General features: G+C 59.6%; 17 protein-coding genes. 15 read left to right on the top strand and 2 right to left on the bottom strand.

The window, feature by feature from the left end; all coding sequences use genetic code 11:
- Positions 1-87 precede the first annotated feature (87 nt).
- The 6 genes from GKC28_RS14060 to GKC28_RS14035 are packed head-to-tail and all read left to right on the top strand — an operon-like array spanning position 88 to position 5,836.
- Positions 88-1,278 carry a cytochrome P450 gene (locus GKC28_RS14060; RefSeq protein ID WP_174147535.1) on the top strand — a complete coding sequence of 397 codons (1,191 nt, stop codon included), beginning with the start codon at positions 88-90 and terminating at the stop codon, positions 1,276-1,278.
- A gap of 12 nt (positions 1,279-1,290) precedes the next feature.
- Positions 1,291-1,608: a 2Fe-2S iron-sulfur cluster-binding protein gene (locus tag GKC28_RS14055; RefSeq protein ID WP_174147534.1), complete on the top strand. Its 318-nt coding sequence runs from the start codon at positions 1,291-1,293 to the stop codon at positions 1,606-1,608.
- An 11-nt stretch (positions 1,609-1,619) separates the two neighbouring features.
- Entirely contained in the window at positions 1,620-2,729 is a 1,110-nt protein-coding gene (locus GKC28_RS14050; RefSeq protein WP_174147533.1) for an S-(hydroxymethyl)glutathione dehydrogenase/class III alcohol dehydrogenase, read from the top strand.
- Positions 2,729-3,562 (top strand): S-formylglutathione hydrolase, encoded by an 834-nt coding sequence (gene fghA, locus GKC28_RS14045; protein ID WP_174147532.1) that lies wholly within the window; start codon positions 2,729-2,731, stop codon positions 3,560-3,562. Before GKC28_RS14050 ends, fghA begins: the two co-directional genes overlap by 1 nt.
- 19 nt (positions 3,563-3,581) lie before the next feature.
- Positions 3,582-4,817: an NAD(P)/FAD-dependent oxidoreductase gene (locus GKC28_RS14040; RefSeq protein ID WP_174147531.1), complete on the top strand. Its 1,236-nt coding sequence runs from the start codon at positions 3,582-3,584 to the stop codon at positions 4,815-4,817.
- 20 nt (positions 4,818-4,837) lie between these two features.
- On the top strand, positions 4,838-5,836 hold the full coding sequence (locus GKC28_RS14035) for an SRPBCC family protein (RefSeq protein ID WP_174147530.1): 999 nt from the start codon (positions 4,838-4,840) through the stop codon (positions 5,834-5,836).
- An 18-nt stretch (positions 5,837-5,854) separates the two neighbouring features.
- Here GKC28_RS14035 and GKC28_RS14030 read toward each other — a convergent pair whose 3' ends face one another.
- Both GKC28_RS14030 and GKC28_RS14025 read right to left on the bottom strand, forming a co-directional pair.
- Positions 5,855-6,304: a MaoC/PaaZ C-terminal domain-containing protein gene (locus tag GKC28_RS14030; RefSeq protein WP_174147529.1), complete on the bottom strand. Its 450-nt coding sequence runs from the start codon at positions 6,302-6,304 to the stop codon at positions 5,855-5,857.
- A 14-nt stretch (positions 6,305-6,318) separates the two neighbouring features.
- Positions 6,319-7,893 carry a bifunctional 3-(3-hydroxy-phenyl)propionate/3-hydroxycinnamic acid hydroxylase gene (locus GKC28_RS14025; RefSeq protein ID WP_174147528.1) on the bottom strand — a complete coding sequence of 525 codons (1,575 nt, stop codon included), beginning with the start codon at positions 7,891-7,893 and terminating at the stop codon, positions 6,319-6,321.
- A gap of 181 nt (positions 7,894-8,074) precedes the next feature.
- Between GKC28_RS14025 and GKC28_RS14020 the strand changes: the two genes are divergently transcribed.
- The 9 genes from GKC28_RS14020 to GKC28_RS13980 all read left to right on the top strand — a co-directional run bounded on the left by GKC28_RS14020 (position 8,075) and on the right by GKC28_RS13980 (position 16,332).
- Positions 8,075-9,115: a TRAP transporter substrate-binding protein gene (locus GKC28_RS14020; RefSeq protein ID WP_174147527.1), complete on the top strand. Its 1,041-nt coding sequence runs from the start codon at positions 8,075-8,077 to the stop codon at positions 9,113-9,115.
- A 63-nt stretch (positions 9,116-9,178) separates the two neighbouring features.
- Positions 9,179-9,688: a TRAP transporter small permease gene (locus GKC28_RS14015; RefSeq protein ID WP_174147526.1), complete on the top strand. Its 510-nt coding sequence runs from the start codon at positions 9,179-9,181 to the stop codon at positions 9,686-9,688.
- On the top strand, positions 9,681-11,003 hold the full coding sequence (locus GKC28_RS14010) for a TRAP transporter large permease (RefSeq protein WP_174147525.1): 1,323 nt from the start codon (positions 9,681-9,683) through the stop codon (positions 11,001-11,003). The genes GKC28_RS14015 and GKC28_RS14010 overlap by 8 nt, the downstream gene beginning before the upstream one ends.
- A gap of 20 nt (positions 11,004-11,023) precedes the next feature.
- Positions 11,024-11,590, top strand: coding sequence for an NADPH-dependent FMN reductase (locus GKC28_RS14005; protein ID WP_174147524.1), 567 nt, complete (start codon positions 11,024-11,026; stop codon positions 11,588-11,590).
- 243 nt (positions 11,591-11,833) lie between these two features.
- The gene (locus GKC28_RS14000; protein WP_174147523.1) at positions 11,834-12,283 is read left to right on the top strand and encodes a tripartite tricarboxylate transporter TctB family protein; all 450 of its coding nucleotides are present in this window, start codon (positions 11,834-11,836) and stop codon (positions 12,281-12,283) included.
- A gap of 3 nt (positions 12,284-12,286) precedes the next feature.
- On the top strand, positions 12,287-13,810 hold the full coding sequence (locus tag GKC28_RS13995) for a tripartite tricarboxylate transporter permease (RefSeq protein WP_174147522.1): 1,524 nt from the start codon (positions 12,287-12,289) through the stop codon (positions 13,808-13,810).
- Positions 13,811-13,812: 2 nt separating this feature from the next.
- Entirely contained in the window at positions 13,813-14,769 is a 957-nt protein-coding gene (locus tag GKC28_RS13990) for a tripartite tricarboxylate transporter substrate binding protein (RefSeq protein ID WP_174147521.1), read from the top strand.
- A 30-nt stretch (positions 14,770-14,799) separates the two neighbouring features.
- Positions 14,800-15,237 carry a YciI family protein gene (locus GKC28_RS13985; protein ID WP_217434085.1) on the top strand — a complete coding sequence of 146 codons (438 nt, stop codon included), beginning with the start codon at positions 14,800-14,802 and terminating at the stop codon, positions 15,235-15,237.
- 3 nt (positions 15,238-15,240) lie between these two features.
- Positions 15,241-16,332 (top strand): alkene reductase, encoded by a 1,092-nt coding sequence (locus GKC28_RS13980; protein ID WP_174147519.1) that lies wholly within the window; start codon positions 15,241-15,243, stop codon positions 16,330-16,332.
- The last annotated feature ends 11 nt before the right edge of the window (positions 16,333-16,343 follow it).

Here is a 16,343-nt window from a genome sequence, read left to right as displayed (position 1 = left end):
AATATATCGATCTAACGGATTGAATCAATCGTGTTGTTAAATGACGAAATTCACGTAATTTTCGAAAAACAGCTTTGGGAGGAGCATATGGAAAGCACGATTCCACGCAACGAGATTCCCGCTATCATCGACGTCTCGTTCGAAGACCTGATGCGGGATCCCTATCCGATCTATAAACGCGCGCAGGCTTTGGGGCCTGTTGTTAGGATAGAGGCGGCCAACCTACTGCTTGTGACGCGTTTCGAGGACATCGTCGCGATCGAACGCGATCCAGCAACATTTTCTTCCGACAATCCTGAATCGAACGTAGTCAAGCTTTTCGGGCCCAACCTCATGCGCAAAGATGGAGAGGCGCATCAGCGCGAACGAAAGGCGATCGAGCCGACGGTGCGCCCGGGCACCGCGACTCGCTGCTGGGGGCCGGCGCTGGAAGGCATTGTCGACGAGGTGATTTCCGCCTTTGAAAGGGATGGCGAAGCGGACCTGTTCGATGCGCTCGCCGCCCCGATTTCCGGTCGGGCGCTTGCCGCAATAGTAGGCTTCGAAGACGTCAGTTGGCAAACCATCGCCGCTTGGTCACAAGGTATGATGGACGGCGCGGGGAACTACTCCGGCGATCCCAAGCTAACGGCCCGTGCGCTGGAAGTCAGCCGCGAGATCGAAGAGGCTGTCGACCGAAACTGTCCGCGTTTGCTCGATGCACCGGACGAGTCGCTTCTGTCTTCGATGCTGCAGTCGGGTCTGAGCACCAAGGAAATCTATGGCAATACCAAAGTTGCTGTCGGCGGCGGTTACAATGAGCCACGCGATGCGATCCTGTCGTTGATCTACGGGCTGCTGTTGAACCCGGACCAAAAGGAAAAGGTTCTAGCCAATCCGGCGCTGTGGCAGCCGGCGTTTGAAGAGGCCGTGCGCTGGATTTCCCCAATCGGAATGTATCCGCGGCTCCTGACCCGCGACGTCGATCTTGGCGGGCACATCTTGCCCAAGGGCACACAGATCGGTCTTTCGGTAGCCGCGGCGAACCACGAGGAGCCGCGTTTCGAGGCTCCACAAGAATACAACGCATTCCGTTCCAAGACGCCACACTTGGCATTTGGCTCCGGTCCACATTTCTGCGCGGGCACTTGGGTAGCGCGGATCATGGTGACGAAGGTTGTGGCGCCGCAGGTCTTCGCGCGTCTTGCGAACCTGCGCCTGAAAAATCCGGACCTGGTGACGGTACGTGGCTGGGTGTTCCGCGGTCCGACGTCGCTGCCGGTTGTCTGGGACGTCTGAGAGGAGCTACTTATGATTACTATCAAATTCATCCAGCCGGACGGATCTGAGAAACTCGTTTCGGCAATGAACGGTCGCAGCCTCATGGAAGCGGCCCAGGGGGCCGGAGTTGTTGGGATCGTTGCGGAGTGCGGCGGTTCTGCGGCCTGCGCGACCTGCCATGTAGTGCTGCCGCAGGAAGTCTTCGACCGGTTGGGTGCGCCCGAGGAGCATGAGGAAGACATGCTCGATTTCGCGGATGCTCCGCGCCAAACCTGCAGCCGCTTGAGTTGCCAGGTGCGAGTGACCCCGGACATGGACGGCATCATCGTGCGCGTCCCCACAGCCTAAGGACAGAATAAATGAAATCGCGCGCAGCCGTGGCCTTTGAGGCCAAGAAACCCCTGGAAATCGTCGAGATCGACCTGGAAGGTCCGAAGGAAGGCGAAGTGCTGGTTGAGATCATGGCGACGGGCATTTGCCACACCGATGCCTACACCCTCGATGGGCTCGACAGCGAGGGCATCTTCCCGTCGGTTCTGGGTCATGAGGGCGCGGGCGTGATCCGCGCAGTGGGTCCCGGCGTGAAGTCGGTGAAACAGGACGACCACGTCATCCCGCTCTACACGCCGGAATGTCGCCAGTGCAAAAGCTGCCTCTCCGGCAAGACCAACCTCTGCACTGCGATCCGCGCCACGCAGGGCAAGGGCGTGATGCCGGATGGCACCTCGCGTATGTCCTACAAGGGCGAGGCGATCTATCATTACATGGGCTGCTCGACCTTCTCGAACTTCATCGTGTTGCCGGAGATCGCCGTCGCGAAGATCCGCGAGGACGCGCCCTTCGACAAGGCCTGCTACTGCGGCTGCGGCGTAACCACCGGCGTGGGCGCGGTGACCCATACCGCCAAAGTGACCCCGGGAGCGAATGTCGTGGTCTTCGGCCTAGGCGGCATCGGGCTGAACGTGATCCAGGGTGCGCGGATGGTCGGTGCGGACAAGATCATCGGCGTAGACATCAACGATTCCAAGGCAAACTGGGGTAGGAAGTTCGGCATGACCGATTTCGTGAACCCCACGACGATCGACGGCGACATCGTGTGCCACCTGGTCGCCATGACAGACGGTGGCGCCGATTTTACCTTCGACTGCACCGGCAACACCACCGTCATGCGCCAGGCGCTGGAAGCCTGTCACCGCGGCTGGGGCGTCTCCACCGTGATCGGCGTGGCGGAGGCTGGGAAAGAGATCTCCACCCGTCCGTTCCAGTTGGTCACGGGACGGGTCTGGAAGGGCTCGGCCTTCGGCGGGATGAAGGGTCGGACGGACGTGCCGAAGATCGTCGACTGGTACATGAATGGCAAGATCGAGATCGACCCGATGATCACACATGTCCTGACGCTGGAAGAGATCAACAAGGGCTTTGACCTGATGCATGCCGGCGAAAGCATCCGCTCGGTGGTGGTCTTCTGATGGAGACCCTTTCGACAAACCGGGCCTTCGGAGGCACCCAAGGGGTCTACAAGCACCATTCCCAGGCGACGGGGACGGCGATGGCCTTCTCCGTCTTCGTGCCGGATCACGCGCCGGGGGCAAAGCTTCCGGTGCTGTGGTATCTCTCGGGCCTGACCTGCACCCATGCCAACGTGACCGAGAAGGGCGAATACCGCGCTGCCTGCGCCGAGCACGGGGTGATCTTCGTCGCCCCCGACACCTCGCCGCGCGGCCCCGAAGTGCCGGACGACACAGACGGCGCCTATGACTTCGGCTTGGGTGCCGGCTTCTACGTGGATGCCACTGAACCGCACTGGGCGCGCCACTACCGGATGCGCAGCTATATCGAAATCGACCTGCCCGCCCTTGTCGCGGCGAAATTTCCCGCGGACATGGGCCGGCAAGGCATCACAGGGCATTCAATGGGAGGACATGGCGCGCTGACGATCGCCTTGCGCAATCCTGGCCGGTTCAAGTCGGTTTCCGCCTTTGCTCCGATCGTTTCGCCATTGAATTGCCCTTGGGGTGACAAGGCTCTGAGTGGGTATATCGGGTCCGACCAGGCGAGCTGGCGTGCGTATGACGCCTGCGCTCTGATCGAGGATGGCGCACGAGTGACTGATATTCTGGTCGATCATGGGACGGCGGACACGTTCCTGACGGAACAGCTTAAGCCAGAGCTTCTGAAACGGGCGTGTGACGCCGCAGGCCAACCGCTCACTCTGCGTATCCAGGAGGGCTACGACCACTCCTACTACTTCATCTCCAGCTTCATGGCCGATCACATCGCGTGGCACGCGGCGCGGCTTTGACCAAGACGGAGGAAGAGACATGAAGCAAATCGTAATTATTGGCGCCGGGCAGGCTGGGCTTTCCTGCGCGGCGAAGCTTCGCGCGGACGGTTTTGAGGGTGAGATTACCCTGATTGGCAATGAGAAGGACGCGCCTTACCAGCGTCCGCCCTTGTCGAAAGCTTACCTGCTCGGCAATCTTGATGCCGAACGGCTGCTGCTTCGCCCGCTGACGTGGTATGACCAACATCAGGTCGATTTGCGCACCGGCGTCGCGGTCGCCACAATCGACCGCGCAGGCAAGGCTGTCACGTTGTCGGACGGTAAATCATTGTCCTATGACGCGTTGGTACTAGCCACCGGTGCCGAGGCACGGCCCTTGCCCGAAGACCTTTTGGGTGGCCGCAGCGGCGTCCATACCATCCGCGACCGTTCTGATATCGAAATGATGCGCCCCGAACTGGACGCAGCCCAAAGCGTGTTGGTCATAGGAGGCGGCTACATTGGGTTGGAAATGGCTGCGGTCGCACGCGGGCTTGGCCTTGGGGTCAATGTCGTTGAGGCGGCCCCGGCGCTCTTGGGCCGTGTCGCCTGCCGCGAAACGGCTGCTGCCATTGCCGAGTTGCACGAGGAGCGGGGCGTGCGGCTTCACATTGGGCAGGGAGTCACAGAACTGACCGGCGAAACCCAAGTGACCGGTGCGCGCTTGGCTGATGGTACCGAGATCTCCGCCGATGTTGTCATCGTCGGCATAGGTGCTGCTCCGCGCACCGCTCTGGCTGAGGCCGCCGGTTTGGACATTGCCAACGGTATCCTCGTCGACGCGACCGGGCGGACCTCCGACCCTGCAATCTACGCGGCGGGCGACTGCGCCTGTTATCGGCTGCCCGATGGCGACCTGCGCTTGGAAAGCGTGGGCAATGCCATCGACACGGGCGAGGTTGTCGCGGGTTCCATTCTTGAGAGCGGCGCAGGATACACCCCAAAGCCTTGGTTCTGGTCGGATCAATTCGATCTCAAGCTCCAAATCGCCGGGCGCGCGCAGCCGGGCGACATGATTGTCGTTCGCATCTCGACCATAGGCGCCCGCTCGCACTGGTATTACCGGGATGGGGTTCTTGCGGCGATTGACGCTCTCAATTCGCCGCGCGCCTATCAGGTCGGGCGCAAGCTGATCCTCGACGGACTCACCCCCGACCCCGGGGCAATCGCCGACCCGCACCGCCCGATCAAGGACATTTTCAACGAGACTCGCGCGGCGCTGTTCGCACGTTAATCAAAGACAGGGAGACGCCCATGAAAGAAACGCTCGACACAGACATTACAATCGAAGCGCCGGCGCATACGGTTTGGGCCATTTTGGACGACATCGCACGCTACCCAGAGTGGAACCCGCTAGTGCCCGAACTTGGCGGGCGCACGACCGTGGACCAGCAGGTTGAGGGTGTGTTGACCCGCGAGGGGATGCCGACTGTACCGCTCAAGCCGACACTTACCGCGATCGTGGGCGCACGCGAACTGCGCTGGCTTTCGGAGCGACCCACGCCGGGCGAGTTCCGCGCGGAGCACTATTTTGTCCTCGATAAGACCAACGACGACATTACCAACCTGACCCACAACGAGGACTTCGCGGGCACGTTCCTCGAACAGGTCTGGGAGCCGATCAACACACTCGGTCGCGCGGCCTATGAAAAAATGAACGAAGCGCTAAAGTTGCGCGCCGAAAGCTACGCGAGCGAGAAACCCGCACTCCACCCTGCCGTGGATGGCGGCAGCTACGCCTCCGAATCTCTTGTGGGGCAGACGTTGCGCTGCGGCTGTGCCTGCGCGCAAGTCGAGGTGAAAATTAATGGTCCAGTTTATCACAACCACCTGTGCGGCTGCTCGAAGTGCTGGAAGCCAGCCGAAGCACTGCTAGCGATGATCGCGGTCGTTTCCGGAGGCAATCTCGAGGTCACCAGCGGTGGCGAAAAGCTCGCGGCGGTGGATGGCGATCAAAAGATCGTTCGCTATGCCTGTCGCGATTGCGGCACGCACATGTATGGCCGGGTCGACGATGCTGATCACCACTTCTACGGATTGGATTTCATCCATCCCGAGTTGGTGGACGGTCCCGCACCGCGTCCTGAATTCGCGGGGTTTGTATCGTCATTAGTCGAAACGGGCACAGAACCTGCGCGCATGGGCGCTATTCGCGCACAGCTTTCGGACGCCGGTATCCCGTCCTACGATGCCTTTTCGCCCGAGATCATGGATATGATCGCTTGGCACAAGGTGAAGCTGGCCGAAAGTTGATCGAACGCGCTCCCTGGACTAGTCCGGGGAGCGCCGCCTCACGAGAATGGTGTCGAAATGTGACATCACTGGATCGCCGCTATCGTCCAGAAGAGACAGGCGATGCGTCACGATCCCACGATCCGGATGCGAGCTCGAAAGACGTTTATCGGTCCAGTCGATCGTCAGCGTCAGCCTGTCGCCCGCTCGGGCCGGTTTGTGGAAACGAACCTCATCGTAGCCCATCGACGCTATGACCGCCGCCTTGGTTTCAGCAGCGTGCACGAGCCTCTGTTTAAGCGCGAGCACATAGAGCCCAGGCGCGGTCAATCCACCGGTTGCGCGTTGCGCTACCACCATATCGACATGAATCGGCAGCGGGTCCCATTTTTGGGCAAAGGCCAGCATGTCGTCGCCGTCGACTGTGACCGAACCGCAGACGTCGCGGCGGCCGATTTCGATATCGTCAAAGTAGAGTAACGCTGTCATGTGGGCACCGGAGGCTACGATGTAGGTGATAGCAATCTTGCAAGCCTGTCGAGGACGGCATCCAGACCAGAGGGGTGGTCGAGCGCGGCCATGACCATGTGGTCGGGGCGGGTAACGACGGCCTTGGCTTTGTGCGTGGTCATCCAGTCGACGAAGACGCTGTCTTCCTCGCTCAGCCCGCCGGGGCCGATCGCGTTGACGGACACGCCCAGGGCCTCTGCCTTGGCGCGCGTCTCTGGGGCGATATCGAATGTGTCCGTAGCCAGAACCGTCCAACACGGGCCTGTGATCTCGTCCAGCAAGAGCCAGCCATTCGCCGTTTCCACACGGGGTTGGGGCGCGGGTCGCCCTGGCGCGTCAGATGTGTCGCTCTCCATGCAGCAAAGGCCGGGTCCAATCGGCGGGAATAGGTTCTGCCGAACAGTTTCGCCGCGACCCTTGACCATGTCCTGCCGCATCTGCGCGTTGCGCGCTTCGGCCTTGTCCACGTCCGTTTCGCAGATGATCCGCCCGAGATCTTTGGTGACCGAGATCACCTCTCGTACGAGGGGGCGCCGCTCGCCTTCGTAACTGTCGAGCAGGGCGGGGTCGGCGCCTTTCAGGGCGGCATCGAGCTTCCAAGCCAGATTGACCGTGTCCTTGATGCCCTGAACCATGCCCTGTGCGAGGAACGGGGGCGTCATATGGCAAGCATCGCCAGCAAGGAACACGTTACCCTTGCGCCAATTCTCGGCCACAAGCGCGTGGAACCTATAGGTCGCTGCACGCCAGAGGCGCGCTTGCGACGGGTCGAGCCAGGGCTTGAGTAAGGTCCAGACAGAGTCGACTTCTGAAATTTCGTCCGGTGTTTCGCCTGGCATGAGCATGAATTCCCAACGGCGTAGATTGTTCGGCCCGACAACGAAGGTGTGAGGCCGCGCGGGATCGCAGAACTGGATGTTTACATCCGGAAGCTCGACGTCTTCGTTCACGATCATGTCCACGACCAGCCACGGCTCGTCAAAGATGAGATCTTCGAACGCGATATTTAGATGCTTGCGCACGAAACTGGTGCCGCCGTCACAGCCGACGGTGAAGCGCGCGGCGGTCGTGTGAACCACTCCAGTAACCATTTCGCGCAGAGTTAGGGTCGCAAGTTGACCGTCCGTTTTGATGTCGGTCAGCTCCCACCCGGTGCGCATGTCGATGTTGGAATCGGTCGCGGCATGGTGACGGAGCACACGCTCGAGATCAGGCTGGAGAAACGTTAGATACGGCGCCCAACCCAACGGGTAGGGCGGCGTCTGCGAGGTAAAGCGGCGAATGACCTCGCCACCCGAGGTGCGATATTCGGACGGGCGGTAGGTACTGATGAAAGGCGCAAGGTCGTCGGCCACGCCGATCTGTTGGAAGACGCGCATGACCTCCTGGTCCATCCCGATGGCCCGTGGCAAGTCGTATATGTCCGGTGCAGCGTCGATTGCCAACACATTTGCACCGAAACTGCCTAGCAGTTTGGCCAACGTGATGCCGACCGGGCCCATTCCAATGATCGCTACGTCATATTGATCAGCCAAGCTTCCTGTGGCGGTCGGTACACTATCGATCATATCGAATCTTAAACTCCCTGCTTCTTTGTCACGGCTAACTTCATCGCCTCTCCAGTTTCGCCAAGTACCAAAAACAGCGGACGTTTTCTAGTAGTTTCGAAAATGATTGACTGTTGCGAAAAAAGTTGCATCTTGTGCTTCGAGTTCAGACGCTCGACGTGCGACGCATTGGGAGGAAGCCATGAAGCTGATTAAACAAATCGGACAATCAATAGTGATCGCGGCAGTTGTTGGCGCTGGTCTTGCATCGGGTGTGTGGGCACAGGATGTGACCCTCCGGCTGCACCAGTTCCTGCCCGCACCCGCAACGGTACCTGCACAGATTCTCAAGCCCTGGGCCGAAGCAATTGAAGAAGATTCGGGTGGTCGTCTGCGTATCCAGCATTTCGATGCAATGAGCCTTGGAGGCACGCCGCCCGAGCTGATGGATCAAGCCCGTGACGGCGTTGCGGACATTACCATGGCTATCGTCGGCTACACGCCGAACAGGTTTCCGCGCACCGAAGTGTTTGAGCTGCCTTTCATCATGACCTCCGCAGAGGCGACCTCTCGCGCCTATTGGGATTTGATCGAAAGCGAGCTTCAGGACGGTGAGTTCAAGGATGTCCAGGTCCTCGCTGGCTGGGTCCATGGACCCGGCGCTATCCACTCCAAGAACCCCGTCCGGTCGCTTGAGGATCTCGTTGGCCAAAAGCTGCGAGCGCCGACCCGCGTATCGAACGACCTGCTGAAAGAGCTGGGCGCGACACCCGTCGGCATCCCCCTCCCGGCGACCGCCGAGTCGTTGTCGAAGGGTGTCATTGACGGCACCGTGATCTCATGGGAAGTCGTGCCCGCCCTGCGGCTGAACGAACTGGTCGGGTATCACACTGATTTCGCGGGCGCGAACGGTCTTTACACGACCGCGATCGTTCTGGTTATGAACAAGTTGAAATATGACGGTCTTCCCGAGGATCTGCGCGCCATTCTCGACAAGCATTCCGGCATGGAGCTGAGCGCCACCGCCGGCCGGATCATGCAAGAGAACGACCAGGCTGGGCGTGACGCCGCGAAGAGCAGCGGCAACGAAATAATCGTACTTGACGAAGCCGAGGTTGCGCGCTGGAAAGCCGCCGCCAAGCCGGTCTACGAACGTTGGTACGAAGCTATGAAAGCGCGGGACATCGACGGGCGAGCGCTTGTTGATCAGGTCGCGGCCTCGATTTTGGCGCATAGCGAGTAACCGTTCAAGCCAAATCAACGGGCAGCGTCGGCCGGCGCTGCCTAGACGCGCCGGAGACATCATATGTTCGAACTGTTCAGCCGACTGACACGCGGCCTAGCATTGCTCAGTGCGTGGATTGGCGGTCTGGCCCTGCTGGCGACGATCGTGCTGACCTGCATCAGTATCACCGGGCGGTCGCTGTCCGGGTTTGGGCTTGGCCCGGTATCTGGGGATTTCGAATGGGTCGAAATCGGGATTGGTTTCGCCGTGTTCTGTTTCCTGCCGCTTTGTCATCTCGCGCGGTCCCACGCGACGGTCGATCTGTTCGCGACGAGCTATCCGCAATGGTTCAATCGCCTGCTCGACCTGACGGCCGATTTGCTGATGCTCGGCTTCGCGGCCCTCATCACCTGGCGGACTATGCTGGGTATGCTCGACAAGCATCTCTATGCCGAGACAACGCTCATCATCGGATTTCCTGTCTGGCTCCAATACGCGCTGTGCCTGTTCGGGGCGGTCGGACTTCTGCTGACAGCGATTTATTGCATGGTGCGGGATATCGTTGCTTGGGGACGAACGAAGTATGTCTAGTTTCGATCTTGGTCTGATCTCGTTTCCGATCCTAATGGTGTTTTTGTTCCTGCGCATGCCCATCGGGATCGCGATGTTCACTGTCGGTTTCGTCGGCAATTGGATAGTGATGGGCACGCCCCTGGCGATCCTCAATCAGCTCAAGTCACTGACGGTCACAACCTTTTCCAGCTACTCGTTATCGATAGTGCCGCTGTTCCTGCTGATGGGACAATTCGCGACCATCAGTGGCATGTCTGCCGCTCTGTTCAAATCCGCCGAGCAATGGTTGGGTCATCGCAAGGGTGGCGTCGGCATGGCAGCTATCGGAGCCTGCGCTGGATTTGGCGCGATTTGCGGCTCGTCCATGGCGACAGCCGCCACGATGGGGCAGGTGGCCCTGCCGGAATTGCGAAAATACGGATATGCCAACGGGCTGGCGGCGGGCACATTGGCGGCGGGTGGGACGTTGGGTGTATTGATCCCGCCATCGGTCGTGCTGGTGATCTATGCGATCCTCGCCGAGCAGAACATCGCCAAGCTCTTTGTTGCGGCTTTCATTCCCGGATTGATGGCCGCGGCAGGATACATGATCGCCATCGCAATCTATGTACGGCTTTACCCGGACTCCGCGACCCGTGGGCCTCGGGCCAACTACGTCGATCGGCTGCGCGGGCTCGGGCCAGTTCTTCCCGTGATCGCGGTCTTCGTGGTGGTTGTCGGTGGCATCTACGCGGGGATTTTCACACCGACCGAAGCCGCATCCGTGGGCGCTGCGGCGACCGCGCTACTCGCTGTAATAAACGGCACGCTAAGCTTCAGGGCTTTGAGGACTTCGCTTGAGGCGACAGCAAAGTCGACGGCGATGATCTTCATGATCGTGATCGGCGCTTCCGTGTTCAACAACTTCCTATCGCTTGCACAGGTCCCGCAGAATGTAGCAGATTATGCGGTCACTCTGGCGGTCAGCCCGTGGCTCATTCTGGTTGTTGTCCTGCTTTTGTATCTGATCTTCGGTTGCTTGATGGACAGCCTTTCGATGATCCTCTTGACGATCCCGATCATCTATCCGGCTCTCTCGCAACTCGATTTCGGTCTGCAGGGCGACGATTTCGGTTTGTGGTTCGGCATATTAGTTCTGGTCGTGGTTGAAGTCGGCCTGATCACACCGCCGGTGGGGCTGAACTTGTTCGTCATCAAGTCGATGTCGAAGGAGATCACGCTCCGCGAGACGTTCATCGGGGTCACACCCTTTGTGATTTCAGACATTCTGCGTGTCGTGTTGCTGACCGCGCTGCCGTTCCTGTCGCTCTGGCTCGTCCACTTGATCTACTGACCTTGAATGGGAGGGTCGCAATGTCAACAGAAGAGCCGAAACTGCGCATCGGAACTATTACCGGAAGCTTGCGGAAGGGGTCCTTCAGCCGTGTGTTGGCTGAAAGCCTACCTGCGCTCTCCGGTGCGGATATCGAGATCTCGGAGATGCCGACGGTCGGCGCACTACCATTGTTTGATCAGGACTTGCTCGATGAAGATGGCGTGCCGCAAACGGTTGCCGATCTTGCCGAGGCTGTGCGCGCCGTCGATGGGCTTATCATCGTCTCGCCCGAATATAACTGGTCCATTCCGGGCGCGCTCAAGAATGCACTTGACTGGTTGTCGCGGCTTGAATCTAAGCCGACCGTCGACAAGCCCGTCACGATATTCACCTGTTCTCCTGGTCTGCTTGGTGGTGCGCGGGCGCATCCGCCGATTCGCAACGTGTTGCATGCGCTCGACTGCCGAATTCTGGCTCGGCCAGAGGTGCAGATTTCGAACGTCAAAGCTAAGATTGCTCCTAACCCTTCGCGGCTAACTGACCTCTCTACCGCCGAGTTCGTGACCCAACGGATCGCGGCATTCGCGGAGTTCGTACGAGCGTAAGCGTCGGCGTCGGACTCTTTCAGCAATTGTTATCGCTTGGCATACGCCCATTGCGGATCTGGCAATACTGCCAGACCGAGGCGCCAATTGTAGAGTGTAGGGAACTTTTTCGAAAATATTTTATAATGGCGTAAAAGTCTGTATATGTCAGGTGTCGGGCGTGCGCGTCAAGAGTCCAGACAGTCCGAGCCGCGGACGGGAGGCCGCGCTTGGGTGCTCGACGAGATGAGGGGGAGGTCATTGGTGCGAGATACCGAGAGATCCTGGCACGTTGGCGGTGGGATCGCACTTATTCTCACCGGCTTAGGTTTCGCAATCGGCGCAATCCGTTTTGACCTTGGCTCGATCAGCGATATGGGCCCCGGCTTCCTTCCCATGTGTCTCGGCATATTGCTCCTGGTTCTTGGCGGTGTTGAAACGCTTGATGCGCTTTCTCGTCACAATGACGACCCACCTCAGGCCACCAACTGGAAGGCGACAATTTGGGTCAGCGCGGCCATGCTGGCCTTCGGACTTCTCGTCGAGATCGCAGGTCTTGACCCGGCCGTGTTCGTGGCGTCGCTACTTGCTATGCTTGGTGAGCGGCCGGTGCGCCCCGCTCGTGTCTTGCTGGTCAGCCTAGGGATCACCATCTTGGCCGATGTGCTCTTCATTCGGCTGCTTTCCATCTCCGTTTCGGCCTTTGGGGGATAGTCCATGACCCTGATTGACAGCCTTCAACTGGGCTTTGCGACCGTCTTACAGGTCGACAACCTGTTCTATGTATTTCTCGGCGTATTGCTCGGTCAGGCCGTTGGCGTGCTGCCCGGTATCGGAGCGATGACTGCAATTTCGCTCCTGCTGCCGCTAACGTTCTATCTGGACCCGACGCAGTCTCTGATCATGCTGGCGGGTATCTATTACGGCTCCCAATATGGTGGGGCCATTGCATCGATCCTGCTGAAACTTCCGGGAACGCCTACTGCCCTGATTACCTGTCTCGACGGCTACCCAATGGCCCAGAAGGGCCAAGCCCGGAAGGCGCTGCAGATCGCCGCTTTCGCTTCCCTTATCGGCAGTGTGTTTGGCATGGTAATCGTCTCTATTGGCGCGCTTCCCGTCTCACGTTTCGCGTTGAGTTTTGGTGCGCCTGAGTATTTTGCGCTGATCCTGCTCGGTCTAGTAGGTGCCTCAGTTGTCTCCACCGGCAAGCCGATGCGTGCAATCGCAATGACGATTCTCGGAATTCTGCTAGGCTTCATCGGCACGGATATCAATACCGGGGTCTACCGCTTCGTTGCTCATGACGCATTTGCGGACGGCATCAGTCTGATGGCAATGGCAATGGGCATATTTGGCGTCGCCGAAATTCTGGGCAACATCGGTGTCTCCGGGAAAGCTGCAAAGATCGAAAGGTCCAGCGGGATTTTCGACATCTTTCCAAAGCGCAAGGATCTCAAGGGCTTTCCGGCAGCAACTGCGCGGGGTAGTGTCATCGGTTCGGTATTCGGCGCTCTGCCTGGCACTGGAGCCGCCATTGCCACATTCGTTTCCTATGCGGTGGAAGCGCGAATTGGAAAGAGGCCCGAAGAATTTGGCACTGGACGCACCGAGGGGCTTGCGGGGCCGGAATCGGCCAACAACGCGGCGTCGATCACCGCATTCATTCCCACCCTGACGCTGGGAATTCCAGGCGACCCGGTCATGGCGCTGATGCTTGGTGCGATGATAATCAACGGTATTACGCCCGGACCGACGGTCGTCACGGAGAATCCCGAGCTATTCTGGGGCGTGATCGCCAGTTTTGTGGTGGGCAACCTGATGCTGGTCCTGCTGAACCTTCCGTTGATCCGGCTCTGGGTCAAATTCCTGACCATTCCATATTGGGCGCTTTACCCGGCGGTACTGGTTTTCTTGATGGTTGGGGTCTACTCGTTCCGCAACAACATCGTGGACGTCTACACGACGCTCGCTTTCGGCGTGCTCGGCGTGATGATGGCGCGGCTGAAATTCCCGGCACCTCCGCTCCTTCTTGGCTTCATCCTGGGACCGATGCTCGAAGAGCATCTGCGCCGAACGATGTTGCTTTATGACGGCGATCTGAGCGTGTTCTTCACCCGCCCTCTCAGCGGCGTGTTCATGGCCTGGACCATCCTTCTTCTTCTACTGCCGGTCTTCGCGGCGCTGACGCGTCGCCGCAGGGCCAAAACAGGCGAAACCACGACAATTTTGGAGGACTGAAAATGAAAAAGACACTCTTTGCATGCGTCACGATGCTGTTGCTCATGATAGCGGGTGGTGCGATCGCCCAAACTTACCCGGACAGCCCGGTCCGAATCTTCCACGGTTTCTCTGCGGGTGGAAATGCGGATACGGTTTCGCGGATCATCGCAGAACCGTTGACCGAAGCCTTGGGCCAGCCTTTCGTCGTCGAACCCAAGCCGGGCGCGGGGGGCAATGTCGCGTCGTCCTACTTGTCCAAGCAGGAGCCGGATGGCAAAAACCTGATCATTCTGACGGGTGGTCACGCTGTTTCTGGCGCAATGATGAGCGCGCTTGATTTCGATCCGGTCGAGGACTTCACTTTTGTGTCGCGGCTGTCATTCTTCCCGTTCTTCATCGCGGTCCAGCCCGGCAAGTTCGCGTCGCTGGATGAGCTGATCAAGGCCGGCAAGGCAGATCGTCTGACCTTTGGCAGCGCGGGTTTCGGCACTACGCAACACCTGACCGGCGAGCTTCTGGCGCAGACGACCGGCGCCAATATCAAGCATATTCCCTATAAGGGCGATGCAGGGTCGGTCGCCGCGCTGATGTCCGGCGAGGTCGATATGGTCGTTGCTGTCGGCACCAGCCTCTTTTCGCAGGCCGAGTCGGGGCAGGTTGAACTTCTCGCGGTCAGCTCAGCCGAACGCTGGCCGAGCGCACCGGAGGTTCCCACGGTTGCTGAAACGGTTGCGCCAGGCTTCGACGTGTTCTCCTGGATCGCGTTGGCGGGTCCCGCCGGGTTGTCCGACGACGTGCTGTCGACCCTGAACGGGGCTGTGGTCGCGGCACTGGATGATCCGGCCATTGCCGACAAGCTGGCCGCGCTCGGGGGACAAGCCGCTGCCTCGACACCGGACGAGATGGCGCAGATCGTTGCCACCCAGATCGCCAACTGGAACTCGGCCATCGACGCCGCGGGCATCGAGCGGAAGTAAACCATTCGGGCCGAGTGTCCTAAGGCCCGAATGTCGCCTCCTGCCGTAGCTGCCGATCTGTTCCGCAAGTCCGCGAAGAGAAAGGATCATGATATGGACTCCTCTCAGGATGAAGCCACACTGACCCGCGAAATGCTTGGGCTTGAGCTTTACGTTATCACCAGTTCCCCGGCACGATCGCCCGAAACTCTCGCCGTCCTGCCGGAACATCTGGACCATCAGGTGCGGCTTGAGAACGAAGGCATCTTGTTCCTAGCCGGACCCTTGACGTTGGATGGCTCCGACACGCCGCTCGCGGGCATGATCGTCATCCGTGCCCATAGCTTTGACGAGGCGCGAGCAATCGCGGACCGTGATCCTTTCCATGCCAAGGGCATCCGATCCTATACCTTGCATCGATGGCGCGTAAACGAGGGCAATATCCGTGCTAACATTCGGTTGTCAGATCAAAGCGTGGGCTTCGCCTGACCCATGGCCCACGTCCTGTTCGATCCCATCAAGCTCGGGCCCTTGACCCTACCAAATCGTATCGTGATGTCTTCAATGTCGCGGGACCGATCCTTCGGCGGTCTCCCGACCGCTCTGAACGCGCATTACTATGCGCAGCGCGCAGGGGCGGGACTGGTGGTTGTCGAATCGACGGCGGTCTCAGCGCGGGGAGTTGGCTGGCCGAATACGCCGGGCATCTTCTCGGATGCGCAAGTTGCGGGATGGCGTTTGGTAACGGATGCAGTCCATTCCAAAGGCGGGCGCATCTTTTGCCAGCTCTGGCACTGCGGGCGCAACTCGCATGTGCTAACCCAGCCGGGAGGCGCGCGACCCGTAGGTCCGTCGGCGGTCCTGCCACCGGGCACGATCCGTACATTGGATGGGCGCAAGCCGCTTGAGGTTCCCCACGAGTTGAGCGTCACTGAGATCGGGGGCATCGTTGACGAATACCGTGCGGCTGCGCAAAACGCACGCCGTGCCGGATTCGACGGCATTCAGGTGCATGCGGGCAACGGATTTCTTCTCGACCAGTTCTTGCGCGATAGCGCCAACCTGCGCCATGACGCCTACGGCGGCACGCCGGAAAACCGCTGCCGATTGCTATTCGAAGTGGTCGAAGCGGTGTGTTCGGTTTGGGACAAGGACTGTGTCGGGGTGCGCATGTCGCTCACCAACCCGACGGTCTATTTCCTACATGACAGCGACCCGGCCACACTTGTGGCGACAGCGTTGCGCGGACTCGGCATGCTTGGCATCGCTTATGTCGACATGGTCGAAGGCAGTACAACAGCGGACCCAGCCACGCATGAACTGGACTACCCCACTCTGCGTCGGCTGTTTCCGGGGCTTTATGTGGCGAACAATGGTTTCGACGGCCTCGCCAAGGCCGAGGCGGCGTTGGCTAGCCATGCGGACATGATCTCGTTCGGGCGTCTCTTCATCGCCAATCCAGATTTGCCCGCCCGTTTGAGAGCAGGCGCCGCACTGAACCCGTTGAACAAGGACTTCATCTATTCTCCGGATCACCGGGGATATACCGACTATCCGTTCCTGGACGGCATAGTTGATCCATAAAGGGAGGAGAC

The organism is Leisingera sp. ANG59 (assembly GCF_013317235.1).
In the GTDB taxonomy this organism is placed as follows: Bacteria; Pseudomonadota; Alphaproteobacteria; order Rhodobacterales; family Rhodobacteraceae; genus Leisingera.
This window is presented reverse-complemented; position numbering and strand designations above follow the sequence as displayed.

What these genes read in the sequence shown, in the direction of transcription:
- GKC28_RS14010 (WP_174147525.1), top strand. Translation starts at nt 9,681, where the DNA reads ATGTCTAGTTTCGATCTTGGTCTGATCTCGTTTCCGATCCTAATGGTG.
- GKC28_RS13980 (WP_174147519.1), top strand. Translation starts at nt 15,241, where the DNA reads ATGGCCCACGTCCTGTTCGATCCCATCAAGCTCGGGCCCTTGACCCTA.
- GKC28_RS14060 (WP_174147535.1), top strand. Translation starts at nt 88, where the DNA reads ATGGAAAGCACGATTCCACGCAACGAGATTCCCGCTATCATCGACGTC.
- GKC28_RS14050 (WP_174147533.1), top strand. Translation starts at nt 1,620, where the DNA reads ATGAAATCGCGCGCAGCCGTGGCCTTTGAGGCCAAGAAACCCCTGGAA.
- GKC28_RS14035 (WP_174147530.1), top strand. Translation starts at nt 4,838, where the DNA reads ATGAAAGAAACGCTCGACACAGACATTACAATCGAAGCGCCGGCGCAT.
- GKC28_RS14040 (WP_174147531.1), top strand. Translation starts at nt 3,582, where the DNA reads ATGAAGCAAATCGTAATTATTGGCGCCGGGCAGGCTGGGCTTTCCTGC.
- GKC28_RS14030 (WP_174147529.1), bottom strand. Translation starts at nt 6,304, where the DNA reads ATGACAGCGTTACTCTACTTTGACGATATCGAAATCGGCCGCCGCGAC.
- GKC28_RS14020 (WP_174147527.1), top strand. Translation starts at nt 8,075, where the DNA reads ATGAAGCTGATTAAACAAATCGGACAATCAATAGTGATCGCGGCAGTT.
- GKC28_RS13985 (WP_217434085.1), top strand. Translation starts at nt 14,800, where the DNA reads ATGTCGCCTCCTGCCGTAGCTGCCGATCTGTTCCGCAAGTCCGCGAAG.
- GKC28_RS13995 (WP_174147522.1), top strand. Translation starts at nt 12,287, where the DNA reads ATGACCCTGATTGACAGCCTTCAACTGGGCTTTGCGACCGTCTTACAG.
- fghA (WP_174147532.1), top strand. Translation starts at nt 2,729, where the DNA reads ATGGAGACCCTTTCGACAAACCGGGCCTTCGGAGGCACCCAAGGGGTC.
- GKC28_RS14005 (WP_174147524.1), top strand. Translation starts at nt 11,024, where the DNA reads ATGTCAACAGAAGAGCCGAAACTGCGCATCGGAACTATTACCGGAAGC.
- GKC28_RS14015 (WP_174147526.1), top strand. Translation starts at nt 9,179, where the DNA reads ATGTTCGAACTGTTCAGCCGACTGACACGCGGCCTAGCATTGCTCAGT.
- GKC28_RS14055 (WP_174147534.1), top strand. Translation starts at nt 1,291, where the DNA reads ATGATTACTATCAAATTCATCCAGCCGGACGGATCTGAGAAACTCGTT.
- GKC28_RS14025 (WP_174147528.1), bottom strand. Translation starts at nt 7,893, where the DNA reads ATGATCGATAGTGTACCGACCGCCACAGGAAGCTTGGCTGATCAATAT.
- GKC28_RS13990 (WP_174147521.1), top strand. Translation starts at nt 13,813, where the DNA reads ATGAAAAAGACACTCTTTGCATGCGTCACGATGCTGTTGCTCATGATA.